Origin of the sequence: Streptomyces sp. NBC_00443 (assembly GCF_036014175.1) — a bacterium.
In the GTDB taxonomy this organism is placed as follows: domain Bacteria; phylum Actinomycetota; class Actinomycetes; order Streptomycetales; family Streptomycetaceae; genus Streptomyces.
In genome coordinates, this window is the sequence record NZ_CP107917.1 from 9,318,666 (window position 1) to 9,342,876 (window position 24,211).

Here is a 24,211-nt window from a genome sequence, read left to right on the forward strand (position 1 = left end):
GCGGGCCGGTCACTTCCTTTCGTACGCGGCCATGGCGGCCAGGACGGCGGGGGAGAACAGCTCGGGTCCGATGGCGTCGGAGTGGGCGAGTCCTTCCGGGGTGAGCCGCAGGTGCGCGGAGGCCGCCTCGGCAAGCCAGCCCCGGTCGGCCAGGCGATGGAGTTCGGTGCCGAAGTCGTCGAGGGGTGTGGCAGCGAAGCGGGCCTGGTAGTCGGCGACGGGCAGGCCCTCGGCCTGGAGGAGGGACTGCAAAAGGTGGCGGCGGCGTGCCTCGTGCGGGTCCATGCGGTAGCCGACCTCGGCGCGGGCGAAGTCGGTGGTGGTGACGTAGTCGTCGATGATCCCACGGATCTCGTGCATGCCGACCGCGTAGTCGAAGGAATAGTGCAGGTCGGCCGTGTACGAGCGGGCGCCGCAGCCCAGGCCGATCATGCCGTCGCTCTGACAGGCGTAGTCGTCGGCGCCCTGCTGCGGAGCGTCGGTCCGGCGGAACATCCGCATCGACTGCTGGGTGTAGCCGCGGGCGAGGAGGTGGTCGCGGCCCGCGCGGTACAGGCGCAGGCGCTGGGCGTCCCAGTCCGGATCGGGGCCCTGGGCGGCGGCGCGGTGGCGGTCGAGTCCGGTCAGGGGCCTGACGTAGAGCGGGTAGAGGTACAGCTCCTCCGGCTGCCAGGCCAGGGCGGCGTCCAGGGAGCGCAGCCAGGTCTGCTCGGTCTGGCCGTCGATGCCGTAGATGAGGTCGATGTTCAGGACCGGGATGGCCGTGTCGCGGATCCGGGCGAGCGCCGCCTCGACATCGGCGCGGTGCTGCGGCCGTACGGCGGCCCTGGCCTCGGAGTCGATGAAGCTCTGGATGCCGAGACTGAGCCGGGTGGTGCCGCGCTCGGCCAGGACCGAGAGACGGTCCGCGGTGGCCGTGGCGGGGGAGGCCTCGACGGACAGCGGGATCGCACGAAGGTCGGCGCCCATGCCCTGTTCGGCGATGTCGCAAAGGCGTTCCAGCTCGGCCGCGGTGAGGAAGGTGGGGGTGCCTCCGCCGAAGGCGGCGGTGGCGAACCGCACCGGCTCGCTGTCGCAGAGTGCCTCGCGTACCGCGTCCGCCTGCTGCTGAAGGGCGTCGAGGTAGGCGCCGGTCAGGCCGTCGGGGGCGCCGATCCGGGTGAAGAGGTTGCAGAAGCCGCAGCGGACCTCGCAGAAGGGTATGTGCAGGTAGAGGGCCAGGGCGCTCTTGTCCTGCGCAGCCCACAGGGACCGCAGCGTGGGCCGGTCGGGGAGCCGTCGGTAGGCCGTCTTGTGCGGGTAGGCGTAGACGTAGTGCTGGTACGGGCTGGTGAGCTGGGCGGTGGTCATCGCGGGGCCTTGGCGGGGTCGAGGAAGAAGTGGGAGTACGGCACCGTCCACACGGACTCGTGACCGAGGCGGTGGCCGGTGTAGCCGTCGTCGCCGTAGGCGGTGCCGTGGTCGGAGCAGACGATCGCGAAGCAGCGGCGCCGGGAACTCGCGGCGGCGAAGAGCCCTCCGATGTGCCTGTCGACGTACTCCAGCGCGGCGGCGTGCGTCTCGCGGGTGTCGCCGGCCTCTCGGGTCGCGCCGGGCAGGTGGAACCAGTTGGGCTGGTGCAGGGCGGAGACGTTGACGAAGAGGAACAGCCGCTGCTCTGCGGGGAGTTCGGCAACGATCTGCTCGGCGCGGGCGACCTGGTTCTCGAAGGAGTGCGGCGACGTCACGCCGAACTCCCTCTCCCAGTGCGCCTCCTGGAAGAGCCCGGGCAGTACGGTGCCGAGCGGGCCCTGCTTGTTGAAGAAGCCGACGCCTCCGATGCAGACGGTCCGGTAGCCCTGCTGGGCGAGCCCGGAGACGAACTCCGGGGTGTCGTAGACGAAGGTGCCGTCCGCAGTGGTCTCGCTGCCCGCGAAGCTCGCCGCGAACAGCCGCGGGTGCGGCCCCGGTTCGGCCGGTGTGGGCAGGAAACCCGCGAAGATCGCCTGGTGCGAGGCGTAGGTGAAACTGCCCGGCGCGTGACGCTTCTCCCAGCGGCCGCCGGGCAGGTGCCTGGCGAGGTTCGGGATACGACCCTCGGCCGCCAGTTCGACGGCCACGTCGTGGCGGAGCGTGTCGAGGGTGACCAGCAGGATGTCGTGGTGGCCGACGACCTCGTTCATGTCGGGCTCGGGCATGGCGCCTTCCCGCAAGTAGGGCACAGGCGTGGGAAGTTCCTGCACGTCAGGCTCAGGCATGGGATGTTCCTGTTCTGTACTGGTGGATCGGGCCGGGCGGGGCCGGTTCGCGCAGAGCGGCCGTCACCTGCGCGGCATACGTGTCCACGCCCTCCGCGCCGCTGCCGGGCAGGCCGGTCAGCCTGGGCAGCAGGTCCCCGAAGGCGTTGACCTCGCCGACGAAGGCCCTGCGCCAGCCGATGGCCGGCAGCAGGTCCACGCCGACGCACAAGGTGCGCGGGAAGCAGGCCGCGGCCCGCTCGCACACCTCCAGTACGTCGGTCCAGCGGCCGCCTGCCGCGCCGACGGAATGCCGGGCGGTGGCCAGGTCGCCGCGGCTGCCGCCGAGATGCAGATTGGTCAGGGGCGTACGGCTGGTGCGCACCACGGCGTGGGTCGCCCGGCCGGCCACCACGACCACGCGCAGGTCGGCGGCACGGCCCTGCTGGGAAGCCTTGGGCACCCAGCGCTCCAGGTGCAGCCCGTCGGGCGCGAGCGCGTCGACAATGGTGGCGATGTCCCGCTCGCTGTCGTACCGACGCACCCGGAGGGAGTTGTGCAGTGCCCCGTCCGGGGCGAGTTCGACGGATGTGGTGGCCCTGATCCGGCCACGACCCGCCTCGACGGCGAGGACTCCTGACGCCGACGACCCGTGCGCCGGCTTGACGAACAGCCGGGGCATCCGGTGCTCGCGCATCAGCGCCCGTACGTCGTCCCAGCCACGTACCGGCGCCCCGCCCGGACCTGAGGTGGGCGAGGCGGGTACGGGCACACCTGCCGCGTCGAGCACGCCGTGGCAGGCGCGCTTGTCGAACAGCAAGGCGAGATCGTCGGGGTCGTCGAGGCGGATGCCGCCGCGCAGGGTGCCCAGCGCGGCGGTGAATCGGGCGTACCAGCGGGCCGATCCCTCGACCCGGGTGGGATCCGTGGTGCCCCGCAGCAGTCGGTCGACCTCGAGATTCTCGCCGGGGAGTCGACCCGCACGAACTCGTCCGAGGCGAAGTCGGCTCCGCCGTCACGCAGGACGTCCCTCCAGGCGACGACCCGCGGGCCGGGCAGACCGGCCGCGCGCACCGCGTCGGCGAAGAGGGACACCCGCCGGTTCTCGGGATTGCCGACCACGGCGAACCGCGACCCGGCGGGACGGGAAACCGGTGGGGCCAGGGAGGGTGCGCTCACTCGCCCACCGCGACGTAACGCCAGACCGTGCCGTCGTCCTCCGTGTCCTCCTCCGCGTCGTCGCGGTCGAGGTCGACCTGAACGCCCGCGGTCTCGAACGTCTCGCGCACCCGATCCTCGACGGCCTGGCTGAGGTAGTGGTGGTGCAGGTCGAGCTTCCTCAAGTGAGTCAGAGGCTGACCGCTCAGCAGCGCACCGGCGCCCTCGTCAGTGAGCACCCCCATGGACAGATCAAGCACTTCCAGGCGCTCCACCACGGGAGCAGAAGCGACAGCCGCGGCCACTGCGTCCTGCATCTCGCTGTTACGCAGCGCAAGATGACGCAGGCGCGGCAGCCGCACGCCCGACAGGATCGGCTCCAGGTCGGCAGCCTCACTGTCGCCGCCGTAGTCGGGCGTGCCGAGCCACAGGTCGAGGAACTCCAGGGCGGGCAGGTCACTCGCGCCGATGCCGCGCACCACCTCGGCGGGCAGGCCGCCGGTCTCCACGACGAGCGTGCGCAGCGCGCTGTGGCTCAGTGCCGTGAACTCCAGCCCCGACCCGCCGCGCACACCGAACTCCTCCAACGCCTCGAACCCGGCGAGAAGCGGGGACACGTCGGTCTGGTTGATCCAGGAGATCTCAGCCTCCTCCATCACCATGTCCCCCAGGAACAGCGCACGCAACGCGGGGAAGCGGTCCCGGGCGGCCAACAGCGCCTCGATGACGGGGGAGGGGTCGGAGTCGTACGCCTCCTGCCAGGCCCCCACTATCAGCGCCCGCACCCGAGTGGTGTCGACGGCGGCGCAGAACCGGGAGAACGCCTTCTGCCACTCCTCGTCGGCGTCGTACACGTCGCTGGTGATCCGCCAGGCGACGGAGTCCGGCTCGGGCAGGTCGTCCGTCGTCGCGTCCGGGCCAGGAAAGTTGTGCGCGGGCAGCCCGTGGAACAGGTCGAGGTGATCACCGATGGTCATGCGGCCGCTCCCGAGGAGGAAGAGTGTGCGGTCTGTGATGTCGGCAGTTCTACCAACAGCCACTGACAACAGCGTGCGGCGGGGCGGGGTTCGGGGCGTTGTCAGTGGTGGCGCCTACGGTCGTGGTCATGAGGCCGGTGCGCGGGCACCCGGCGGTGAGGGGACAGCCATGTACCGACAGGGAGACGTGCTGATCGTGCCGGTGACGGAGGAGGCGGTACCGGCGCATGTGGCACACGCGCCCAGGGAGCAGCGCGACGGGCGGGGCCGGCTCGTGCTGGCGCTGGGCGAGGTCACCGGCCACGCTCACGCGATCGTCGGTCCGGGCGAACTGATACGTGAGCCCGGGCCGTTCGGCCCTCTGCTGCTGCGTCTGCCCCAGGGCGGCCGAGTCGTCCACGAGGAGCACGCGGCGATCGCGCTGCCCAAGGGCTGGTACCGGGTGATCCGGCAACGGGAGTACGTGCCCGGATCCGTGCGGATCGTGGCGGACTGAACGGCGAAGGCCGGGAGGGACAAGCGACAAAGGCGGAGGGGCAAAAGGGTGGAGAGAACCAGGGTGGAGGGGCAGCAAATGACCACGACGAACTTCGAGTCCGAGACCGGCATCGAGGGGACTCAGGGGGTGGAGAACCTCGCCTCCGGCGAGCTGGGGCCATGGCGTGCGTGGGCCTCGGCGACCGGCCCAGCCGATCGCGGGGCCGCCGAGGACGGGGTCCGCCGGGCCTACCGGCTGGCGGGACTCGCCGAACCGGAGCGTGTGGTGTGGGTGGGTTCGCCGCGAGCTGCGGTCACCCTGATCCGGGACGATCTCTCGGATCGCGGCCCGAGCGTACGGGACGCGGTGCGCAGTGCCCCTGGGCACAGCAAAGGCGGTCCCTGCACGTTGAGTTGGGTGCCGAGGGCTGGTCCGCGCACTGGGCGGCGACGGGCGGACGGCTGTGGGACTCGACCCAGGCCCTCGTGGACCGGATCCGCACCGGCGTCATCGAGGAACTCGCCGGCCGGGACACCGGCAAGGAAGCCGCCGAGATCCGGCTGCTCCTCCTGGACGCCGTCCTCGGACAGCACGACGCGCCGTGGCTCGCCGCGTTCCCCGCCGACAACGGCCCGCTCGACGCACTGACGGCCGTCTGCCGCAACGCCGGCTGGTGGTGGCCCTACGCACGAGTGGTGGTCCTCGCCGAGCGGCCCGTGGCCCTGCACCGCGACGAGGCCGGCCGACTCGACCACGGCGACGGCCCGGCCCTCGCCTACCCGGACGGCTTCGCCCTGCACGCCTGGCGCGGCATGCCCGTCCCCGCCGCCTTCCTCGCCGAACTGCCCACCCTCACACCGGAGCGCATCCGCGCCGAGGAGAACGCCGAACTCCGGCGCGTGATGCTGGAGTACTACGGCTACGACCGCTACCTGACCGACTCGGGCGCCCGCCCCCTCCACCAGGACGAGACAGGCACCCTGTGGCGCATCGACCTGGTGGACGACGAACCGGTGGTCATGGTGGAGGTCCTCAACTCCACCCCTGAGCCGGACGGGACACGGCGCACCTACTGGCTACGGGTACCGCCCTCGACGCGGACAGCGCGAGCGGGCGTTGCGTGGACCTTCGGGCTCGCGGAGGAGGCGTACGCGCCGGCGGCGGAAACGTGAAGGGGAAGGGCGAACGGGGCGTGTTCTGCCGGAACGCCCGTTCCGGGCGGCGTGACGCTGCCGTGTTTGGCGACGCCACGGGGAACGTCGACATACGGACCTGGTCCGCCCATCTGGTGCAGCAGCCCATCTCCGGGAGCGCTGATCCTTCCTTCGTTCCGCCGATGGTCCCCTCCGGGGCTGGGGCTGCCCGTCCGCGAGCACCTCGTAAAGGGCGTCGTCCGGACGCTGGAGGTTCGGCAGCGCTTCCCCCAGCGTTCGTCCCAGGAACGCACTGGCGGGCACGCCGCTGGCACGGACCCGTGCCGGATTGACGTGCAGATGGGGCAGCTGCGCCTTGAGACCGACGATGGGGGCCAAGGTCCCCCCAAAAAAAGCAGCTGACGCGTCGGAAAGCTGTCCGCTTCCGGACAGTGCCACTGCGGCACGGGCGCCCTCACCGTTCACATCGCCGAGGTAGTGCAACCGGCGGCCCCCAGGATGGACGGTTCTGGGCCGGGACGCAGCTACCGCATGCGACGACGGGTGAGAAATGCCTGGCAGAGCACGTGATTGCTTGTGCCGGTTCTCAGTGTGTGCGAGGAGAGGAGAGGCATGACGGAGACCGACTCCGAGGGGGCCGGGGCGCCGGCTTCAGCGGCGGGGACCGGTGGCCCTTCGGCGAATCGCCATCCGCGTTTCGGCACGGTCGACCTGAGGCGCGTCGGGGCGCATCCCGATTTCTGGTACCCGGTGGCACTGTCCAGGAGCGTGCGCCGCGGGCGGGTGGTTGCGACGGCGTTCGCCGGTGAGCGCATCGCGCTCTATCGCGGGCAGAGCGGAGCCATCCACGCGCTGGAGGACCGGTGTGCTCACCGGCAGGTCCCGCTGAGCATGGGTGTCGTGGAGGGCGAGCTGCTGCGCTGCTGCTACCACGCGTGGGCCTATCGCGGTGACGGACGTATCTCGCAGATCCCGTACCTGTCCAAAGGCGATGGCCGCCCGCCTCGGGGTGTGCGCGGCTACCCCGCCCGCGAGGCGTACGGGCTGGTGTTCGTCTATCCGGGCGCACCGCAGAAGGCGGATGACACGGCACTGCCAGAGCTGCCGATGTTCGGCTCACCGCATTACAAGACCATGACCTTCTCGAGGACGGTGCGCTGCCACTACTCGTTCATGCACGAGAACCTGCTCGACATGAACCACCAGTTCCTGCACCGGGGCGTCGTCGGCAGGCTCCACCCCGAGCTGCTCGGATTTGACACCGGGGCGCAGTCGGTGGAGGCCCGGTATCTGTTTACCCATACCGGGGGGAAGAGGAACCGCGGTGCCGGCCTGCTTGCTGCCGAGGGCATCCGTGGCAGCACTTCCCGCGACGTCATGACCATCCGCACCCGTTACCCGTACCAGACCCTCGACCTCGTGCCTGAGGGCGCAGAACGCCCGGCCTTCTCCCTCTGGGCCGCGTATGTGCCTGAAGATGCCGAGCAACGCACCTGTCACACCTACGGCCTGCTCATGATCGAAAAGCCCAGGACGCGTGGCGCTCTTCACTTGGCCTGGCCATTCATCAGGCGCTTCACCGAACGCGTCTTCGCCGAGGACCGCATGGCCGTCGAAGCGGAGCAGCGAGCGTGGGACGAGCAGGGCGAGGACCGCAACCACGAAGTCTTCCCTTTGATCCTGGACGTTCGCGAAGTGCTGCGCTCCAACGGGGTCCCGCTGCGATCCCCGGCTGCCCCGCCCGCCACCGATCCGGTGTGCGACCGCTCGGCGCTGTCCTGCGCGCAACGCCCGGCCGGGCCGGATGCCGACCATGATGCGCAGGCCTGCGATGACGTTCCGGGCGGGTGAATCGGGGACGCAGCATCCGTTCCGTCGAGTGGGCCCGGTGCCGTCAGCCCAGGCTCGGTGGTGTCCAGTCAGCGTGCCGCAGAATGGCGTGGACGGCCGCGTGGGAGGGGCAGGCCGCAGAGCAGTGTTGCTTACGGTGACGGCCAAAGGGTGACTGAGCTGTGGCCGCGTCCTCAAGGGCCTGGCGAGCGCCCTGGCCGAGGTTCGGGGTCATGGCGTGCGCCGCATCACCGAGCAGGACGACCCGGCCCGGGGTGAACGCGGGCGGGGGCGTGGCCAGTTCGTGGACGTCGTGGTGCAGGAAGGTGTCGGGGTGGGTCGCGTCCAGCAGGACGGGGATCGGAGTGTGCCGGCTGCCGAACCGGCGGCGCACCGCGCCAAGGGGGTCTGTGTGTCGCACCCCGGGCGGCGTCTCACTTCGGAGTATCCAGGCCACACTCGGCCTGCAGCCCCGAGGCCGATGACCCGACCGATCACGGTCACACGACGCTGACCGTCACGGCCGCGCCGCGCCCGCCCGCAACCCGTCCATGACCAGGTCGAGAAGCCGTGCCGCGCGCGGTCGCCAGTCCTCGGTCGGGGTCATCTGCCACAGGCCGGCGATGGCGAGGATGAAGTCGTCGGCCGTGACCCCGGGGCGGATGGTGCCCGCCTCCTCGGCTGTGCGAAGCAGGAGCTCGGCTGCCTCGGCGACGGGTGTGGGGGAGGGCTTCGCCGGGCTTCCCGGCGCACCGGTCGCGAGGCGGATCGCGTCGGCCAGGCCCGCCTTGGTCATGGCGAACTCGGCCAGTCGGTCCATCCAGGTGCGCAGGGCCTGCAGCGGCGGCAGCTCCTGGAGCAGCTGCGTCGCGCTGTCGGCGACCTGCTGCATCTCGTGGCGGTAGATCTCCAGGACGAGGGTCTCGCGGTTGGGGAAGTTGCGGTAGAACGTGCCCTGGCCGACCCCCGCCTTCTTGGCGATGGCGCTGAGGGGTGCGTCCGGACACCGCGTCAGTTCGGTCAGGGCGACGCCCAGGATGCGTTCACGGTTGCGTTGCGCGTCCGAGCGCAGAGGGGTGTCTCTTTTGTGCTGCACCGTCACTCCTAGAGGCATGTGGCAGGAGCGCACCCTTGCCAAGCGGACAACTGTCCGTTACGTTTCCTGAGTAGCGGACAGGTGTCCGGTTGGGGTCCACTCTAGCTCCGGACACGACAGGCACGTCAGTCCTCTGCCGCCGTTCAGCGCTGTTCAGCTTCCGCCGTGTACCTCATGCACTCCGTGCGCCCCCACAAGCACAGGCGCACCACGTCACGCTTCCACTGTCACAAGCACTCACCATTACCCCCAACTCGTGACAGGCGCCGCCCCCGATCGCCAGCGATGTCGCCCACCACCGGCACACCCTCACGGTGACGCGCACCCCAGGCAGCCGAGACGGTGCCTTCCGGGTCCACGCACGCCCGGGGACTCGGTCGCCTCAAGGGCCGAATGTCTGAAGGAAGTTACTCATGGCCTTATCGACGTCCAGCGTCATCACCCTGCACATCAACGGCGAGAAGCACACGCTGCCCGTCGACCACCGCACCACCCTGCTCGACGCCCTGCGCGAGCGACTCGATCTGACCGGTACCAAGAAGGGCTGCGACCAGGGGCAGTGCGGTGCCTGCACCGTTCTGGTCGACGGCCGCAGGACGGTCGCCTGTCTGCAACTCGCGGTCGCGGCCGAAGGACGTGAGATCACCACCATCGAAGGCGTCGCGGACGGCGACCACCTGCATCCGGTACAGCACGCGTTCCTCGAACTCGACGGATACCAGTGCGGTTACTGCACCCCCGGACAGATCTGTTCGGCGATCGGCATGCTCGCGGAGCACGCGGCCGGTTGGCCGAGCGCCGCCTCCGACGACGTACGTCCGGCGGCCGGGCCGCCGCCGCTGACCCCGGACGAGATACGTGAGCGGATGAGCGGCAACCTGTGTCGTTGCAGCGCCTACACGTCGATCGTCGAGGCCGTCGCACGAGCCGCCGAGGCCGACGTCTCGTCAGCTGCGGACGTGCCGGCACAGTCCAGGGAGGCCGCCGCATGAGGGAGTTCGACTACCGAAGGGCCCCCGACGTCTCGGGTGCCGTCGCCCTCCTCGACGCCGATCCGGACGCGCGCTACCTCGCCGGCGGCACCAACCTGGTCGACCTGATGAAGAGCGGCGTGGAACGCCCCGCCCGCCTGGTCGACGTACGGGAACTGCCCCTGGACCGCATCGAGCCGGCCCCGGACGGCGGACTGCGCGTCGGCGCGACGGCCACCAACAGCGCCCTCGCCGCCCACCCCGAAGTCCGCAGCCGCTACCCGATGCTGGCCCAGGCGGTGCTCGCCGGTGCCTCCGGCCAGCTGCGCAACATGGCCACGGTCGGCGGCAATCTCCTCCAGCGCACCCGCTGCGCCTACTTCACCGACACGACCAAGCCGTGCAACAAGCGCGACCCCGGCAGCGGCTGCCCGGCCATCAGCGGCGAGCACCACAACCACGCCATCCTCGGCGCGTCCGAGACGTGTGTGGCCGTACACCCCTCGGACATGGCCGTTGCCCTCACCGCCCTCGACGCCGTCCTGCACTACGAAACCGCGGACGGGCAGGGCGAGTTGCCGATCGATCAGCTGTACCTTCCCGTGGCCGACTCCCCGCACCGCGAGACGGCCCTGCCGTCGGGCGCGCTGATCACCGGCGTCACTCTGCCCCGGGTGCCCGTCGCGGCCCGCTCCCGGTACCGGAAGGTGCGCGAGCGCGCTTCCTACGCCTTCGCCATCGGCTCCGTCGCTGCCGCGCTCGACATCCGCGACGGAGTCGTGCACGACGCACGCCTGGCGTTCGGCGCGGTCGCCTCCCGGCCATGGCGCGCACGCACCGCGGAGCGGGCCCTCATAGGGGCGCCCGCCACGGCAGAGACGTACGCGGCCGCCGCCGAAGCCGAACTCGCCTCGGCCCGGCCGCTGCCGCACAACGGATACAAGGTGACCCTGATGCGCAACCTGACCGTGGCCGTGCTGAGCGAGCTCGCCGAGGAGGCCGCGCGATGACCACCACCGCGCAATCAGCCGCCGTACGCGCGGTCGGCACCGGTCACGTCCGGGTGGAGGGCCGGGACAAGGTCACCGGCGCGGCACGCTACGCGGGCGACATACCGTTCGCTGAACTCGCTTACGGATGGCTGGTGTTGTCCACCGTGGCGCGAGGCCGCATCCGCGACATCGCCGGCGCTCCCGTCCTTGAGATGCCCGGCGTCGTCGCCGTCCTGGACCACCGCAGCGCGCCGCGCCTGGAGACCGACTACGTCGGCCTGATGGGTACCAGGCCCGACCCCACCTGCGCCGTCTTCCAGAACGACACCGTGCCCCACCTGGGCTGGCCGGTGGCCCTTGTCGTCGCGGAGACGCCCGAGCAGGCGCGCGAGGCTGCCGAGGCCCTGGTCGTCGAGTACGAACCGCTGCCGCACGACATCGAGTTCACCGGGGAGCACCCGGACTCCTATCCCGTGGACGGTCACATGCCCGGGGTGACCGACAAGGGCGACCTGGAAGCCGAACTGGCCGCGTCGGCCGCCGTCGTGGACGAGGAGTACACCACCCCGGAGGAACACCACCACCCCATGGAGCCCCACGCGGCGACCGCCCGCTGGGACGACGGCCGGCTGGAGGTGGTCGACTCCAACCAGGGCGCCACCTGGGTCGTCGGCGAGCTGGCGAACCTGTTCTCGCTGGATCCCGCGTCGGTGCGGGTGCGTTCGGAGCACGTCGGCGGAGGCTTCGGCAGCAAGGGTGTACGTGCCCACCAGGTGGCGGCCGTGATGGCCGCGACGATTCTCCAGCGTCCGGTGCGCGTCGCTCTGACCCGGCCCCAGATGTTCGCGCTGGCCGGGCACCGCAGCCCCACGGTCCAGCGGGTCAGGCTCGGCGCCGACGCCGACGGGCGGCTGCGTGCCCTGGACCACCGCTCGGTGAGCCGCACCGCCACCGTGTACGAGTTCGTCGAGCCGAGCGCCGGCGTGGCGCGGGTGATGTACGACGCCGACGCCCACCACACCGAGAACCGCGTCGTACGCCTCGACGTTCCCAGCCCCACCTTCATGCGCGCGCCCGGTGAGGCTCCGGGAGCCTTCGCCCTGGAGTCCGCGCTCGACGAACTCGCCGAGAAGTGCGGGATCGACCCGATCGAACTGCGACTGCGCAACGAACCGGACAAGGGCCCCGTCTCCGGCCTGCCCTTCGCCAAACGCAGCCTGCGCGCCTGCTTCGAGGAGGGCGCTCACCGTTTCGGCTGGGCCGAGCGCGATCCCCGGCCGGGTGTGCGGCGCGAGGGCCGATGGCTCCTGGGCACCGGCACCGCCGCCGCGTCCTTCCCCGCGGGCGCCGCCCCTTCCACCGCCGCCATCACCGCCGAGGCCGACGGCCGCTTCACCGTGCGGATATCGGCGGCCGACATCGGCACCGGCGCGCGGACCGCGCTCACTCTCGTCGCGGCCGACGCCCTCGACGTCGTACCCGAGCGGGTGACCGTGCGGATCGGGGACAGCGAGTTCGGCTTCGCGATGATCGCGGGCGGTTCGATGGGCACCCGCTCCTGGTCCATGGCCGTCATCGCGGCCGCCCGCGACCTGCGGGAGCGACTCGTCCCCGGCATGGCGATCCCCGCCGAAGGGATCACCGCGCGCTCGGACACCACAGCGCAGATCGCCGCGCTCGCCAACATGGAACGGCACTCCTACGGCGCCCAGTTCGCCGAGGTAGCCGTGGACCCGGCCACGGGTGAGGTGCGCGTACGACGCATGCTCGGCATCTTCGCCGCCGGCCGCATCGTGAACCCGCTGACCGCACGCGGCCAGTTCACCGGCGGCATGATCTGGGGCATCTCCATGGCCCTGCACGAGGAAGCCGTGCGCGACCCGGCTTTCGGCGGACCCGTCGGCGCCGACCTGGCCGGTTATCACGTGGCCACCCACGCCGACGTCCCGCGCATCGAGGCGGACTGGGTGGACGACACCGACCCCGACGACCCGGTCGACATCAAGGGCATCGGCGAGGTGGGCATCGTCGGCGCCGCGGCCGCCATCGCCAACGCGGTCTGGCACGCCACCGGCGTACGGCACCGGAGCCTGCCCATCCGCCCGGACCGCGTCCTGACGGCGGGCCGCGATGCTTGACCTCCTGCCGGAGCTGAAGAACTGGCTGGCCGAGGGGCGTGATGTCGCCGTCGCCACCGTCGTGTCCGTCGGCGGCAGCGCCCCACGGGGCCCAGGCGCCACCCTCGCCGTCGACAAGGCCGGCACGGTCATCGGCTCGGTGTCGGGCGGATGCGTCGAGGGCGCCGTCTACGACCTGTGTGCGCAGGCGCTGGAGACCGGGCAGAGCGTGCTGGAGCGCTTCGGCTACAGCGACGAGGACGCCTTTGCCGTAGGTCTGACCTGCGGCGGTGTCCTCGACGTGATGGTCACGCCCGTGCTCGTGGACACGCCCGTCAGGGCGCTGCTGTGCTCCGCCCTGGACGTGGTGGCCCAGGGCGAGCCGCTGGCCATGGCCCGAGTCGTCGAGGGCCCGGCCGCGCACCTCGGTGCCACCCTGCTCGTCCACGGCGACGGCTCCACGGAAGGCGGCCTCGGGATCCACGAGGAGCTCGACCGCACGGCCGCGGCACAGGCCCTGGCCGCCCTCGACGCCGGGCGCACGGGCACGGTGGAGCTGTCGCCGGACGGCTCGCACTGCCCCGACGGCCTCACCCTGCTCGTGGAGTCGAGCACGCCTCCGCCCCGGATGATCGTCTTCGGTGCGGTCGACTTCGCCGCTGCGCTGGTGCGGGTCGGTAAGTTCCTGGGCTATCACGTCACCGTGTGCGACGCCCGGCCGGTGTTCACCACGCCGGCGCGCTTCCCCGAGGCGGACGAGGTCGTCGTGGACTGGCCGCACCGCTATCTGCGGGGCACTCGGACCGACGGCCGGACCGTGCTGTGCGTCCTCACGCACGACGCCAAGTTCGACGTCCCCCTCCTGGAGGTCGCGCTACGGCTGCCGGTCGCGTTCGTGGGCGCGATGGGCTCGCGCCGTACCCACACCGATCGGGACCGCAGGTTGCGCGAAGTGGGCCTGAGCGAGGAGGAGTTGGCGCGGCTAAGGTCACCCATCGGGCTCGACCTCGGAGGCCGTACGCCGGAGGAGACCGCCTTGTCGATCGCTGCGGAGATCGTCACGGCCCGCAGAGGCGGAACGGGCCTCCCGCTGACCAATTCGGGGACCCCGATCCACCACACGGCAACGGTTCCGACTCTCTCCCACCGCTCACCCCGCGGGCGGGAAATGCCCACCGGGGTTGCAGACCTGGCTTCCTAACCCCGGCCCCACGCCCTCGCCGGAGTTCCTGCGCGCGATCAGTGCTCCCACCGTCCCCAGCGCCGGTCCGGACCGCCGCCTCGACTGCCTGTGACGCCGCCATCAGCGCGCATGCGGTCCCGGCGGCGCCCCCGGGGCTCACGACACGGGCGTGAACTCGGGCAGGGTGAGGGCCGAGTGGACCGGTCGTCCCTCTGCGGGGGAAGTCGTGCCTTCGAGGCTTGAGCTGATCGCTTCCGTGTGATCTGTGCAGGGTTGTCCCGCTAACCAACTTGACCCGCGCATGGAGGCTGCGAGGGGACCGTCGCACGCTCGACGGCGAGGGCTGGCCTCGGGTTGCGACTTGCGGCGTGCGATCGTCGCTCTGCTCTTGGCGTCGCCTAAGCGGGTGTCTCATGTGGCAGGTTTCGCGAGCTTCTTGTAGCAGGTCAGGGCGGCGGCCATGGCCAGGCCTCGGCTCTGCCAGTCGTTGCGGACCACGTACGGGATCTTGAGAGCACGAGCAGCCCATGGCAGGCTCATGCCGCATGATCGATGAATTCGCGAAGGACAACCTGCACGGGAGACTGCGGCGGGATCGCAAGGCGCTGCTCTGGAAACTCGACGGCTTGTCCGAATACGACGCCCGCCGACCTTTGACAGCGACCGGGACCAACCTCCTCGGCCTGGTCAAACACGTGGCCACTGTCGAGGCCAGGTACTTCGGCGAGGTCTTCGACCGCCCTTCCCCGGAACCGCTGCCCCGGTGGCAGGACTACAACGGCAGTGATCAGTGGGCGACCGAGGACGAGACCCGCGATCAGATCATCGGGTTCTACCGGCGCACGTGGGAGCACTCGGACGCGACGATCAACGAGCTTCCCTCGACGCCCCCGGCCACGTGCCGTGGTGGCCGGAGCCTTATCCCAACACGAACCTGTTCGCCATCATGGTCCATGTCCTCGGCGAGTCCATCCGGCATGCCGGGCACGCCGATATCCTGCGCGAGGGCCTCGACGGCCGGACCGGGGTGCGCGCCGAGAACGAGCAGCAGATCGACGAGGAAGCCCGTGCAGCCTACTGCGCGAAGATCGAGCAGGCCGCCAGGTCGGCCGCACCAATCAAGGCTTAGAGGTCGTCTCACGTGACTTGATGTTCGCGCGGCATGATGCCGGTCGTGGGTGCTGATCCATCGAAGCGTCTGGTTTTTGATGAACTCTGGGAGCTGGCCGCCCCGTTGCTGCCGTCGTTCGCGGCTCGTCCGCGAGGTGGTGGGACCGCTCCGTGTGACGGGTGGGCCGTGTTCACGGCAGCGGTGTACGGCTGACCAGCGGCTGTGCCTGGCGGCATCTGCCGCCGACGTTCGGCACGTCGCCCGCCACCGCTCACCGCCGCTTCACGGTATGGACCGAGGCCGGCCTGTGGCGTCGGCTGCACCGGGTGGAGGCAACCGGAACGACTGCAAGGCCTGGGAGGAGTCCGGCGCCAAGGCCGCCATCGGTGGAACAGTCACGATTGCCGATGGCGGCTATCCCGGGACCGGCCGGCCTCGTGGCCGCCCCCCCATCACCGTGAGAGCGGGCAGGTCGAACTCACGCCCTGGAGAGAGGAGCACAACAAGTCCCACAAACAGTTCCGAGCCCGCGTCGAGCACGTCTTCGCTCGTATGACGACTTGGAAGATTCTCCGCGACAGCCGACTCAAAGGCGACGGCGTCCACCACGCCGTGCTGGGCGTCGCCCGGCTCCACAATGTTGCTCTGACCCAGTGACTGAGGGAGTCAATCCAGTTTCAGCCACGTCAGATCCGGCCGGCTTCGGTGGCCTCAGGTGACCGCACTCCAGCCGAGTTCCGTTGGCGTCAGCCACTGTGTACTCCAGGACAATTTTCGTCGGGTTGTAGCCGTCTCGGCCAACCGTACGTGGTCCGCCGCCACGATGGCCCCTTGCCCTGTACCAGAGGTTCGAACGGCCTCGCGCTAGTGTGGTGCGATGGCTTTGAGCCAGTCTTCGACAGCGACGACATCCGCCCACTGCGGGAACAGCTTTTCGGTGAGCATGGTGTGCACCTCGGGGTCGGTGTCCAGGCAGGCATCCGCCAGGACTGTGAGGCCGAAGTCCAGGTCGATGGCGTGCCACAGGGTTGACAGCACGACAGCGCTGGTGGCGATGCCAGTGAGAACAAGGCTGTCGATATTGCGGGCCCTGAGTACCAAGTCGAGGTCACTGCCCGAGAAGGCGCTTCCCCGCCTCTTGGTCACCACCACGTCGCCCCGCTGGGGAGCAACATCGGGATGAATCTCGGTGCCCGGGGCTCCCTCGGTGAACAGGCCGGCCCGCACAACGTTCGTCATTCCCCTGTTGCGAGGGCTGACTTCCGGATCGCCCGGGCGTAACCCCATCACCACGTAGATCACGGGGATGTCGGCAGCTCGGGCACCTTCGATTGCCCTGCGCAAGCGCGGCAGATATCCGGAACCGTCGTCGGCGATGGCCACGACGTCCCGTTGGACGTCCATCACCAGAAGTGCGGTGTTTGTCATGCCTGCCGCCCCTTCTCCGTTCTCCGTTGGGAAACAAGAGCAAGTCTGGTGGATCACTCGAGTCGTGGTGGAGGTTTCGGAGAGCATGCGCGAGCGGCTCTCCGGCGCACTGGCCAATGCCGGCGGTGTGATCGACGCGTTCGGTTTGTTGATGCCGGAGGGCGAGTACCTTCCGCTGTTGCTCCGCGTGGAGCCCCGTCTGGTCATTCCTGGCCGGGAAGGCGACTACTTCAGCGGCGAGCAGGTGGCCACGTGGTGGCTCGCCCAGTTCTGGGGCCTGCCGAAGTACCCCACACGCCGTACCACCGGACCTTTGAGACCGAGTAGGCGCGTCCGCTCACCTCTTCGAGTTCGGCGTGCCCATGGTCCCCCCGACGTGGAACAGGAGGAAGCGCGTCGAGGAGTACGTCGAACTCATGGGCCGAGGAACTGTCCCGACAGCTGTAGCGGTTTCAACGCTGGACGTGTGCGAACCTTCCTCCGGCCCGGCCCTCCTCGATGGCCATCACAGACTGGAGGCTGCGGCTATGGCTGGCTGTCCCGTACAGCTGCTGTCGCTGCCGGCCCTGGGGGAGGGCCTGGCCGAATCAGAAGAATGTGCTCGTCTGCCTGCCCTGCGCACTCAACTCCGCTCGGCCCGAACGACCGCTACATGAACCGCCGATGCCCACACCCGCGGATCAACCACACCCCGTAGTCCTCAGCTGGCTGAAAGGACTTCCACGCCGTGCGCCGTGAGCTGCTCGATGACTGCGTGGTGGGGGTCGGCGTCGGTGATCAGTCCGCTGATGTCTGCCCAGGGCAGGACGCGGAACCGTGATGCTGTGCCGATCTTCTCGGACGAGGCGAGGATGTAGGTGTCCGCGGCTCGTGCGGCCAAGGTGCGCTTCATCGCGGCCTCTTCAGCGTCGCCGGTGGTAAGCCCCGCGTCCGGATGAACGCCGGTGACGCCCAGCAGGCAGAGGTCGGCGGAGACGTTCTGGGCAGCCTCGACCGCGGCCGCGCCGCAGGTAACCGCGGAGTGCTTGAAGATGCGGCCGCCGAGCAGGAAGACCTCGGCCTGCGGATGCTCCAGCAGCGCGGCCGCGACGGTCGGGCTGTGGGTGATCACGGTGCAGTCCAGGTCCGGCGGAAGCGCATGGGCCACGGCGAGGGCGGTGGTGCCGCCGTCCAGAATCAGGGCGCTTCCCGGCCGCACCAGTGCGGTGGCCGCCGCGGCGACTTTCTGCTTGCCGTCGGGGGTGACCGTCTTCCGGGCGGCGTAGTCCGCCACGGCGGGGGAGACGGGCAGCGCCCCGCCGTAGACACGCTGGCACAGTCCCTCGGCGGCGAGGTCGCGCAGGTCTCGGCGCACGCTGTCCTCGGAGATGCCAAGGTCTGCGGCGACGTCCTTGGCGACGATCTTGCCCTGTCGGGCGAGCAGATCCAACAGGTGAGCACGCCGTTGAGCGGCTAGCATCCACACTCCTTCATGTTCTTGCACGTTTCTGCGTGTATCGTAGCGCGCCATGACCGACAAGCCGATGCTCATCCTCATCGCCGGGCCCTACCGCTCCGGCACCGACGGCGACCCGCGGGCCATGGCGGCCAACCTCGCCCGCCTCGAAGCGGCATCCTGGCCGGTCTTCGCCGCCGGCCACGTGCCCGTGATCGGGGAGTGGGTGGCGCTGCCCGTCCTCCGCTCGGCCGGCGCGGGCCCTGCAGACCCCCTCGCCGATCAGGTGCTCTACCCGACCGCCGAGCGTCTGCTTGCCCACTGCGACGCCGTGCTCCGGCTCCCCGGTGACTCCACCGGAGCCGACCATGACGTCGCCACGGCCCGCCGCCGCGGCCTGCCCGTCTATCACGACGTGGCCGAGATCCCGCGCGGCACTCCGCAAGAAGGACAGGCAGGGCAGGCAGGACAGGCAGGACAGGTAGGAAGGGTCGCGTGATGGGCCGCCCCGGTGTCGATGTCCCCGACCACCGCGGCCGCACCGGCCTCGACCGGGCCGGACGCAACCTGGAACGCAACCCGGACGTCGTGGTCCGAGACGTGGACCTCACCTCCCAGGGCTGGCACGTCCTGCGCCGCACCACCTTCGACTACCGCCGCCGCGACGGACGCTGGGAAACCCAGCAGCGCGAGACGTACGACCGCGGCAACGGCGCGGTCGTCCTGCCATACGACGCCGAGCGCGGCTGCGTGCTGCTCACCCGTCAGTTCCGCTACCCGGCCTACGTCAACGACCATCCGGACGGCATGCTCATCGAGGCCGCCGCCGGACTGCTCGACGGCGACGACCCGCTCGCCGCCATCCGGCGCGAGGCCGCCGAGGAGCTTGGCGTCACGCTCGGCCCGATCGCCCACGTCCTCGACGCCTATATGAGCCCCGGCTCTGTCACCGAGCGCCTGTACTTCTACGCCGCCCCCTACACGCCGGCCGACCGCACCGGAACTGGCGGCGGTCTCGAGAAGGACGGCGAGGACATCGAAGTGCTCGAACTGCCCTTCACGGAAGCTCTCGCCATGATCCGTGACGGGCGCATCACCGACGGCAAAACGATCTTGCTCCTGCAATGGGCTGCCCTGGACGGACCCTTCGGCCCCGCCTCATGCAGTGGCTGACACCGCCGACCCCGGGCGGCACCGCCTCGAGTTCGCGGACAGCCAGGGGGGAGCCGAAAGCGGCCGTGAACTCGGGCCGCTCGACGAGCTGAGCGCGTTCGGGACGGGCTCCACCGTGGACGAGGGCGAGGAGGGGCCTCCTCGCGTACAGCGATGCGAGCGGTGTGGCCTGTCTTCCCTCACCGGCTAGACGGCCATGCCGTAGACGATGGTGAACACAGTGCCGAGTGAGCCGATGATGAAGACGCCGGTCAGTCCGGCGACGATCAGGCCCTTGCCTTGCTCGGCGCTGAATGTGTCGCGCAGGGCGGTGGCGCCGATCCGCTGCTTCGCCGCGCCCCAAATGGCGATTCCGAGACAGATCAGGATGGCGAGTGCCATGACGACCTGGATCATCGTCTTGGCCTCGGTACCGAGAGCCCCGAAGGGCCCCCAGTCGGGGGCGATGCCCCCGATGATCGTATTGATGTCGCCCTTGTCGGCGGCGAACTGCATGGTGTGCCCCTCCCGTTGTCCGGGCCCTCGTCCTCGTCGTCAGCTTCGGGCCGACATCGTCCACCGTAGCGAGCGGCCGGGGCGACTTCGACGGGGTCCAGCACGGCTCCGTCAGTTTCTGGAACTGCAGGAGGAGTCCCTGACGCGGTTCAATGGCACCGTTGTGTCTGTCAAGTCACCTGGCCCGCGCTCTTCTTGTCCCGCGCATCGGCGATGGCGTACGGCAGTCCGGGAAGGAGCAGCACCGGGGCCGCCCACAGTGGCAGTGTGAACAGCGCCGCGTCTCCGACCAGCCACTGGGACAGCAGTACTGCGGCCAAGCCGGGGACAAGAGCGACCACCAGATTCTTACGGAAGACCAGGCTGCCGCGCCGCAGCTCCCAGGCGACCGTGACCGCTGCGACGACGACCCAGAAGGCGACGTCGTCAGCGGTCACGACCCGTTCGGTGGTCCACCGGACCAGACACGTGGCGAGTATCAGCCAACCGATCGCGAAGCAGACCATCGCCGCCGTGCGCAGCAGCCGGCGGGGGAACGGAGCGCGGGCCCGCGCCCAGGACGCGGCGAACTCCTTGACGTCGGCGCCCACGACGTCCTGAGGCGTACGGCCTGCGGCCACCGCGTCCTCCAGATGGGCGGAGAGCTCGTCGAGCATCTCCCGGACGGATCCGTCGTCGATGCCCCGGTACTCCCAGTTGCTGCGGCAGACCGCGAGTACCTGCTGGTTCGTCATGGTTCGCTGATCCGTCATGGTGTGCTTCCCCCCGTGGGTTCGTTCTCGGTCAGGATCCGCCCCACACGCCCGCTGAAGGCGTGCCACACGGCCCGGCCGCTGGTCAGTTCGGTACGTCCCGCTTCGGTCAGGCGGTAGTACTTGCGTGGGGCGCCACCACTGGCCGACGCGGCGCTGTACGAGGAGATGAGCCCCTCGCGCTCCATCCGCGCGAGCAACGGATAGATACTGCCTTCGCTCACGAGATCGAGCCCGCTGTCGGCGAGTGCCGTCACGAACTCGAAGCCGTAGCGCGGCCGTTCGGCGATCAGCGACAGGAGGCACAGATCGAGCACTCCGCGCAGCATCTGACTGCGACGCTGGTCACCGCTGGCAGGACGCCCCTTTGTCATGCGGTACAAGATAGCCAGCCATTGTCATGCGTCGCAAGATACTTGCAGCGCATGACAATGGCTCCGATTGCGTAGGTACGGGCTGCGGCGGCACGGCGGAAGGCCCGGCTTCATCCGGCCGATGATGCGTACCCACCCCTGGCGCGGGCCTTGCGATGGAGTTCGCACGGTACGTCCTGCCGGATCACCTCCGGGCCAGCGTGCGAGTGAGGCCGGCAGCGACGGTCGTGGCGAGGATCCAGCCGGCGGCAATGAGCCCTGCGGCCAGCCACTGCTGCCAGCCCTGCGGGTTGAAGGCCTGCTGCTGGCCGAAGCCTACGACGGGCAACAGCAGGTCAAGCGTGTACAGGAAGGGGTTGAACGGCGGTGCTTTGGCCTGCTTCACGGCGGATGGATGGTCGAAGGCAAACGCGCACGTCCCAGGGATCAGCAAGAGCAACAGCCACAGTGCGGCCCGCAATGGTCGGTACCCGTAGCCGACTGTCCAGTCCTGCAGTAGGCCCCACCAGCGCTGCATCCTCGGCTGCATCGCCTGCCGCCTGCGGCATTTGGCCACGAGTACCTCACGCGCTGCTTCATCGAGTCCCTGCCGGGTGTAGGCGGCAGCCAGTTGCTCGTAGGGCTGGGGCAACTAGCCGACCTGTTCCCTGGCCAGCCACGCCAGCCGCTCACCCACCGGGTCCGTGATCTTGAGATGGTCGTAGGTGAGGCCGTCCAGGAGAAGGACGTCCGGCCAACGGTCCGGGAGGTCTGCGAGGACGCCGATGCGAGCGTGCCGGAGGTCGACCAGGCTGCGGAGTTGCGTGCTGTGGTCGGTTCTGAGTGAGCCGGCGGTGATCCTGTTCAGCGTGAGCGGTCCGTCGACGGTCGTTCCTTCGAGGCACAGGTCGCTGTGGATGTGACTGTTGGTCAGGGATATCTGGCCGTCGGAGAGGAACCCGTCACAGCAGTCGAGGGTGCCGCCGACGGAGAGCCCCCAGGCTGTGAGGGTATGGCCCGACGGGTTCGTCAGGCGAGCGTTCGGGAGCTCGATGCTGGCGCCCACGTGTGCATCGGTGAGCACGATCTGCCCGGTGGATGCCAGCCCCTCCCCGCCGATGCGTCCGAGCACGTGCAGGCGTCGCGCCGACAGGGTCTCGTCCTGTGGGTGGTGCAGCCGTGCTCCGGTGAGAACGACGGATCCGTCCACGTGCGTCTCCTCCAGCATCAGCTTCCCGGTCGCAGTGAAACCGGATCCTGCGGCAAGGTCGCCGTTGATGCGGGCGAGAGAGGCATCGAGGGCGGGCTCGCCGACACTGTTGAGAGTTGCTCCCTGCAACAGGAGCGGGCCCTGCAGAGTGGCCCCCGCCAGGACAACCGGGCCATCAGCCGTGAATCCCGTGTCCAGTGCGAGAGGGCCATCCACGTGCAGTCGTTCGGCGTTGAACGCGCGCCCGCTCGGGTTGCGAAGCGGGGCTGATGCGTTCTCAGTCGGTGAGATGAGCCGATCACCTGCGTCAGCGCCGCCGTGCGGCACGGTTCGCCAACGAGAGACGCGACCTCTGATGATCAAGGTTGTCTACTGGTGGCCAGTTTGGATCTCACCGTCAGCGGCCAGTTGGCGGGGGCTGTCTGGCCGTCCGCGCTTGCACTGCGTGACGCGGGCTGCGGGAGCGGTGGTGGTGCCACGGGCGGTTGCCGTTCCTTCGCTCATCGATTATCGTCGATTACCGATGAGTGACTTCCTGGAACGTTCCGAGGCCGAGGAGTACGCCGGCTGGTTCAAGGCGCTGGCTGATGCCACGCGGATTCAGATCGTGACGCTGCTGGCGCGCAGTGCTTCGCCGTTGACGGTCGGGCAGATCGTGTCCGCGGTGGAGGTGGGCCAGTCGACGGTGTCGCACCATTTGAAGGGGCTGGCCGAGGTGGGGTTCGTACTGGTGGAGCGGGAGGGCTCCTTCAGCCGCTATCGGCTCAACGAGGAGTGCGTGCAGGCGTTTCCTTCGGCCGCCGATGTGGTGATGGGGCGGCCCGCGCCCGCACCGGCCGGGTCAGGCGATGGCCGAGGCCGGCGGGGCAGGGTCCGATGAGCGCCACTGACATGGCCGAAGGGTCGGCGACCGCACCGCTGGCGGGGCGGCGTTCGGCAGCGGTCTATGTGGTGCTGCTGGGGCTGGGGGCGCTGGATGCGGCCGGGTACAGCCTGATCGCGCCGGTGCTGCCGGAGCTCGCGCAGCGCACCGGGGCCAGTGCCACGGTGATGGGGATGCTGGTGGCCACGTTCCCACTGGGTATGGTCGCCGGTTTCGCGCTGGGTGGCGCCGCCGTGCAGCGCCGGGCACCGGCGGCGGTGGTCCTGGCCGGCCTGGGGCTGATCGCCGCGGGGTGCCTGGGGTTCGTCCTCGGCACGGACCTGGGCGTCCTCGCACCGGCCCGCCTGCTGATGGGGCTGGGCTCGGGCTGTCTGTGGCTGGGCATCACCTTCACCACGCTGGCCGGCTGGCCCGGCCAGGAGTATCTATGCATGAGCCGCATCTTCGCCGCCTACTCCGCGGGCGGCCTGCTGGGCCCCCTGCTCGGCTCCATCCAGGGTGTGCGCGGTCCGTTCACCGCCTACCTGGTGCTCACCCTGCTGATGGCAGCACCCGTGCTGGCGCTGCGGCTGCCCGCGCATGCCGCGACGTTCACCGCCGACCGCCGGGCACTGCGCTCACGCGGGTTCTGGGCGGCCAGCGCCGGCATCGCCTTCGCGGTGATGGCCCTGGGCACCTTGGAAGGCGTGCTGCCGCTACACTTCGGCGCCAAGCTCGCACAGTCTCAGATCGGTGTGCTGTACGCGGCAACTTCGGTGCTGGTGGCCGTCACCGCCGCGCTGGCCGCCCGGCTCCGCCCCCGCCGGGCGCTTCTGGCCTCCACCTTGCTGGTCATCACCGGACTCGCTGCCGCCGGGGCCAGTACCGCGGTGCCGGTGTGGATCGGCGCCCTGGCAGTGGCGGTATGCGGCATCGGGATGGCCAACACCGGCGCCATCGGAGTCCTGCTCGACGCCGTACCCGCACAGCGCATCGTCACCGCCATGGTCCTCTGGTCCCAGATCGGCATCCTGGGCTACCTCCTCGCCCCTGTCATGGGCGGGCCCCTCGCCGACGCCTACGGCTACACCACGGTCGCGGCCACCGTCGGCGTCGGCGCCCTGGCCGTCGTCCTCACCCTGGCCTGGCAGCACCGAAGCAGGCAGCCATCCGCAGACTCCGACGCGACCTGACAGGTCCGCGGCCACCCTGTGGCGATA

Annotated in this window: 23 protein-coding genes and 5 pseudogenes; 14 read left to right on the forward strand and 14 right to left on the reverse strand. The window is 70.0% G+C overall.

Annotation, left to right across the window (positions count from 1 at the left end; genetic code table 11):
- Positions 1-9 precede the first annotated feature (9 nt).
- From OHO27_RS42425 to OHO27_RS42440, 4 genes and pseudogenes are all read right to left on the reverse strand, one after another.
- Entirely contained in the window at positions 10-1,350 is a 1,341-nt protein-coding gene (locus tag OHO27_RS42425) for an STM4012 family radical SAM protein (RefSeq protein ID WP_328430210.1), read from the reverse strand.
- The gene (locus tag OHO27_RS42430) at positions 1,347-2,162 is read right to left on the reverse strand and encodes an STM4013/SEN3800 family hydrolase (protein WP_328430726.1); all 816 of its coding nucleotides are present in this window, start codon (positions 2,160-2,162) and stop codon (positions 1,347-1,349) included. Before OHO27_RS42430 ends, OHO27_RS42425 begins: the two co-directional genes overlap by 4 nt.
- Before the next feature lie 67 nt (positions 2,163-2,229).
- Positions 2,230-3,395 (reverse strand): annotated as a pseudogene (locus tag OHO27_RS42435) (STM4014 family protein).
- Positions 3,392-4,351 carry an STM4015 family protein gene (locus tag OHO27_RS42440; protein ID WP_328430211.1) on the reverse strand — a complete coding sequence of 320 codons (960 nt, stop codon included), beginning with the start codon at positions 4,349-4,351 and terminating at the stop codon, positions 3,392-3,394. The pseudogene OHO27_RS42435 and the gene OHO27_RS42440 overlap by 4 nt, the downstream one beginning before the upstream one ends.
- A gap of 169 nt (positions 4,352-4,520) precedes the next feature.
- On the opposite strand from OHO27_RS42440, the gene OHO27_RS42445 reads away from it, so the two are divergent.
- From OHO27_RS42445 to OHO27_RS42455, 3 genes and pseudogenes are all read left to right on the forward strand, one after another.
- Entirely contained in the window at positions 4,521-4,847 is a 327-nt protein-coding gene (locus OHO27_RS42445; protein ID WP_107906371.1) for a hypothetical protein, read from the forward strand.
- Positions 4,848-4,925: 78 nt separating this feature from the next.
- A pseudogene (locus OHO27_RS42450) lies at positions 4,926-6,001 on the forward strand (DUF6745 domain-containing protein).
- 594 nt (positions 6,002-6,595) lie between these two features.
- Positions 6,596-7,834, forward strand: coding sequence for an aromatic ring-hydroxylating dioxygenase subunit alpha (locus tag OHO27_RS42455; protein ID WP_328430212.1), 1,239 nt, complete (start codon positions 6,596-6,598; stop codon positions 7,832-7,834).
- Between the two features lie 43 nt (positions 7,835-7,877).
- Here OHO27_RS42455 and OHO27_RS42460 read toward each other — a convergent pair whose 3' ends face one another.
- Both OHO27_RS42460 and OHO27_RS42465 read right to left on the reverse strand, forming a co-directional pair.
- Positions 7,878-8,234 carry an FAD-dependent monooxygenase gene (locus OHO27_RS42460; RefSeq protein ID WP_443059677.1) on the reverse strand — a complete coding sequence of 119 codons (357 nt, stop codon included), beginning with the start codon at positions 8,232-8,234 and terminating at the stop codon, positions 7,878-7,880.
- A 96-nt stretch (positions 8,235-8,330) separates the two neighbouring features.
- Positions 8,331-8,909, reverse strand: coding sequence for a TetR/AcrR family transcriptional regulator (locus OHO27_RS42465; RefSeq protein ID WP_328430213.1), 579 nt, complete (start codon positions 8,907-8,909; stop codon positions 8,331-8,333).
- 413 nt (positions 8,910-9,322) lie between these two features.
- Between OHO27_RS42465 and OHO27_RS42470 the strand changes: the two genes are divergently transcribed.
- From OHO27_RS42470 to OHO27_RS42485, 4 genes are read left to right on the forward strand one after another with little or no spacing between them, the layout of a single operon-like run.
- Positions 9,323-9,901, forward strand: coding sequence for a (2Fe-2S)-binding protein (locus OHO27_RS42470; RefSeq protein ID WP_328430214.1), 579 nt, complete (start codon positions 9,323-9,325; stop codon positions 9,899-9,901).
- Positions 9,898-10,890, forward strand: a complete 993-nt coding sequence (locus OHO27_RS42475; RefSeq protein ID WP_328430215.1) for an FAD binding domain-containing protein — start codon at positions 9,898-9,900, stop codon at positions 10,888-10,890. The genes OHO27_RS42470 and OHO27_RS42475 overlap by 4 nt, the downstream gene beginning before the upstream one ends.
- Positions 10,887-13,010 (forward strand): xanthine dehydrogenase family protein molybdopterin-binding subunit, encoded by a 2,124-nt coding sequence (locus tag OHO27_RS42480; protein ID WP_328430216.1) that lies wholly within the window; start codon positions 10,887-10,889, stop codon positions 13,008-13,010. The genes OHO27_RS42475 and OHO27_RS42480 overlap by 4 nt, the downstream gene beginning before the upstream one ends.
- Entirely contained in the window at positions 13,003-14,190 is a 1,188-nt protein-coding gene (locus OHO27_RS42485; RefSeq protein WP_328430217.1) for an XdhC family protein, read from the forward strand. The genes OHO27_RS42480 and OHO27_RS42485 overlap by 8 nt, the downstream gene beginning before the upstream one ends.
- Positions 14,191-14,583: 393 nt before the next feature.
- Here OHO27_RS42485 and OHO27_RS42490 read toward each other — a convergent pair whose 3' ends face one another.
- On the reverse strand, positions 14,584-14,712 hold the full coding sequence (locus OHO27_RS42490) for a hypothetical protein (protein WP_328430218.1): 129 nt from the start codon (positions 14,710-14,712) through the stop codon (positions 14,584-14,586).
- Between the two features lie 5 nt (positions 14,713-14,717).
- Here OHO27_RS42490 and OHO27_RS42495 point away from each other — a divergent pair.
- The 3 pseudogenes from OHO27_RS42495 to OHO27_RS42500 form a co-directional block, all read left to right on the forward strand.
- Positions 14,718-15,301 (forward strand): annotated as a pseudogene (locus tag OHO27_RS42495) (DinB family protein).
- A 161-nt stretch (positions 15,302-15,462) separates the two neighbouring features.
- A pseudogene (locus tag OHO27_RS43330) lies at positions 15,463-15,552 on the forward strand (hypothetical protein); the annotation flags it as partial.
- Positions 15,553-15,581: 29 nt separating this feature from the next.
- Positions 15,582-15,940 (forward strand): annotated as a pseudogene (locus OHO27_RS42500) (transposase); the annotation flags it as partial.
- A 207-nt stretch (positions 15,941-16,147) separates the two neighbouring features.
- On the opposite strand, the gene OHO27_RS42505 reads toward OHO27_RS42500, so the two are convergent.
- Positions 16,148-16,711, reverse strand: a complete 564-nt coding sequence (locus OHO27_RS42505) for a cysteine hydrolase family protein (protein WP_328430219.1) — start codon at positions 16,709-16,711, stop codon at positions 16,148-16,150.
- Between the two features lie 700 nt (positions 16,712-17,411).
- On the reverse strand, positions 17,412-18,170 hold the full coding sequence (locus OHO27_RS42510; RefSeq protein ID WP_328430220.1) for a DeoR/GlpR family DNA-binding transcription regulator: 759 nt from the start codon (positions 18,168-18,170) through the stop codon (positions 17,412-17,414).
- A gap of 49 nt (positions 18,171-18,219) precedes the next feature.
- Here OHO27_RS42510 and OHO27_RS42515 point away from each other — a divergent pair, with 49 nt between their 5' ends.
- The gene (locus OHO27_RS42515; protein WP_328430221.1) at positions 18,220-18,645 is read left to right on the forward strand and encodes a DUF4406 domain-containing protein; all 426 of its coding nucleotides are present in this window, start codon (positions 18,220-18,222) and stop codon (positions 18,643-18,645) included.
- Positions 18,645-19,319, forward strand: coding sequence for an NUDIX domain-containing protein (locus OHO27_RS42520; protein ID WP_443059740.1), 675 nt, complete (start codon positions 18,645-18,647; stop codon positions 19,317-19,319). Before OHO27_RS42515 ends, OHO27_RS42520 begins: the two co-directional genes overlap by 1 nt.
- Positions 19,320-19,505: 186 nt before the next feature.
- Here the strand turns inward: OHO27_RS42520 and OHO27_RS42525 are convergent, their stop codons facing one another.
- The 5 genes from OHO27_RS42525 to OHO27_RS42545 form a co-directional block, all read right to left on the reverse strand.
- Entirely contained in the window at positions 19,506-19,814 is a 309-nt protein-coding gene (locus tag OHO27_RS42525; protein ID WP_328430223.1) for a hypothetical protein, read from the reverse strand.
- A 170-nt stretch (positions 19,815-19,984) separates the two neighbouring features.
- Positions 19,985-20,566 carry a hypothetical protein gene (locus OHO27_RS42530; protein WP_328430224.1) on the reverse strand — a complete coding sequence of 194 codons (582 nt, stop codon included), beginning with the start codon at positions 20,564-20,566 and terminating at the stop codon, positions 19,985-19,987.
- Positions 20,563-20,940, reverse strand: coding sequence for a PadR family transcriptional regulator (locus OHO27_RS42535; protein ID WP_328430225.1), 378 nt, complete (start codon positions 20,938-20,940; stop codon positions 20,563-20,565). Before OHO27_RS42535 ends, OHO27_RS42530 begins: the two co-directional genes overlap by 4 nt.
- Positions 20,941-21,124: 184 nt before the next feature.
- Positions 21,125-21,571: a hypothetical protein gene (locus tag OHO27_RS42540; RefSeq protein WP_328430226.1), complete on the reverse strand. Its 447-nt coding sequence runs from the start codon at positions 21,569-21,571 to the stop codon at positions 21,125-21,127.
- On the reverse strand, positions 21,572-22,258 hold the full coding sequence (locus tag OHO27_RS42545) for a hypothetical protein (protein WP_328430227.1): 687 nt from the start codon (positions 22,256-22,258) through the stop codon (positions 21,572-21,574).
- 394 nt (positions 22,259-22,652) lie between these two features.
- Here OHO27_RS42545 and OHO27_RS42550 point away from each other — a divergent pair, with 394 nt between their 5' ends.
- Together OHO27_RS42550 and OHO27_RS42555 are read left to right on the forward strand one after the other, a co-directional pair.
- Complete coding sequence (locus OHO27_RS42550; RefSeq protein WP_328430228.1) at positions 22,653-23,009, forward strand: ArsR/SmtB family transcription factor; 357 nt, start codon at positions 22,653-22,655, stop codon at positions 23,007-23,009.
- A complete protein-coding gene (locus OHO27_RS42555; RefSeq protein WP_328430229.1) occupies positions 23,006-24,184 on the forward strand; it encodes an MFS transporter in 1,179 nt (392 codons plus the stop codon). Before OHO27_RS42550 ends, OHO27_RS42555 begins: the two co-directional genes overlap by 4 nt.
- Positions 24,185-24,211 lie beyond the last annotated feature (27 nt).

What these genes read in the sequence shown, in the direction of transcription:
- OHO27_RS42555 (WP_328430229.1), top strand. Translation starts at nt 23,006, where the DNA reads ATGAGCGCCACTGACATGGCCGAAGGGTCGGCGACCGCACCGCTGGCG.
- OHO27_RS42455 (WP_328430212.1), top strand. Translation starts at nt 6,596, where the DNA reads ATGACGGAGACCGACTCCGAGGGGGCCGGGGCGCCGGCTTCAGCGGCG.
- OHO27_RS42535 (WP_328430225.1), bottom strand. Translation starts at nt 20,940, where the DNA reads ATGACAAAGGGGCGTCCTGCCAGCGGTGACCAGCGTCGCAGTCAGATG.
- OHO27_RS42485 (WP_328430217.1), top strand. Translation starts at nt 13,003, where the DNA reads ATGCTTGACCTCCTGCCGGAGCTGAAGAACTGGCTGGCCGAGGGGCGT.
- OHO27_RS42510 (WP_328430220.1), bottom strand. Translation starts at nt 18,170, where the DNA reads ATGCTAGCCGCTCAACGGCGTGCTCACCTGTTGGATCTGCTCGCCCGA.
- OHO27_RS42505 (WP_328430219.1), bottom strand. Translation starts at nt 16,711, where the DNA reads ATGACAAACACCGCACTTCTGGTGATGGACGTCCAACGGGACGTCGTG.
- OHO27_RS42470 (WP_328430214.1), top strand. Translation starts at nt 9,323, where the DNA reads ATGGCCTTATCGACGTCCAGCGTCATCACCCTGCACATCAACGGCGAG.
- OHO27_RS42445 (WP_107906371.1), top strand. Translation starts at nt 4,521, where the DNA reads ATGTACCGACAGGGAGACGTGCTGATCGTGCCGGTGACGGAGGAGGCG.
- OHO27_RS42440 (WP_328430211.1), bottom strand. Translation starts at nt 4,351, where the DNA reads ATGACCATCGGTGATCACCTCGACCTGTTCCACGGGCTGCCCGCGCAC.
- OHO27_RS42525 (WP_328430223.1), bottom strand. Translation starts at nt 19,814, where the DNA reads ATGCAGTTCGCCGCCGACAAGGGCGACATCAATACGATCATCGGGGGC.
- OHO27_RS42430 (WP_328430726.1), bottom strand. Translation starts at nt 2,162, where the DNA reads ATGAACGAGGTCGTCGGCCACCACGACATCCTGCTGGTCACCCTCGAC.
- OHO27_RS42490 (WP_328430218.1), bottom strand. Translation starts at nt 14,712, where the DNA reads ATGAGCCTGCCATGGGCTGCTCGTGCTCTCAAGATCCCGTACGTGGTC.
- OHO27_RS42515 (WP_328430221.1), top strand. Translation starts at nt 18,220, where the DNA reads ATGACCGACAAGCCGATGCTCATCCTCATCGCCGGGCCCTACCGCTCC.
- OHO27_RS42520 (WP_443059740.1), top strand. Translation starts at nt 18,645, where the DNA reads ATGGGCCGCCCCGGTGTCGATGTCCCCGACCACCGCGGCCGCACCGGC.
- OHO27_RS42475 (WP_328430215.1), top strand. Translation starts at nt 9,898, where the DNA reads ATGAGGGAGTTCGACTACCGAAGGGCCCCCGACGTCTCGGGTGCCGTC.
- OHO27_RS42530 (WP_328430224.1), bottom strand. Translation starts at nt 20,566, where the DNA reads ATGACGGATCAGCGAACCATGACGAACCAGCAGGTACTCGCGGTCTGC.
- OHO27_RS42425 (WP_328430210.1), bottom strand. Translation starts at nt 1,350, where the DNA reads ATGACCACCGCCCAGCTCACCAGCCCGTACCAGCACTACGTCTACGCC.
- OHO27_RS42550 (WP_328430228.1), top strand. Translation starts at nt 22,653, where the DNA reads ATGAGTGACTTCCTGGAACGTTCCGAGGCCGAGGAGTACGCCGGCTGG.
- OHO27_RS42480 (WP_328430216.1), top strand. Translation starts at nt 10,887, where the DNA reads ATGACCACCACCGCGCAATCAGCCGCCGTACGCGCGGTCGGCACCGGT.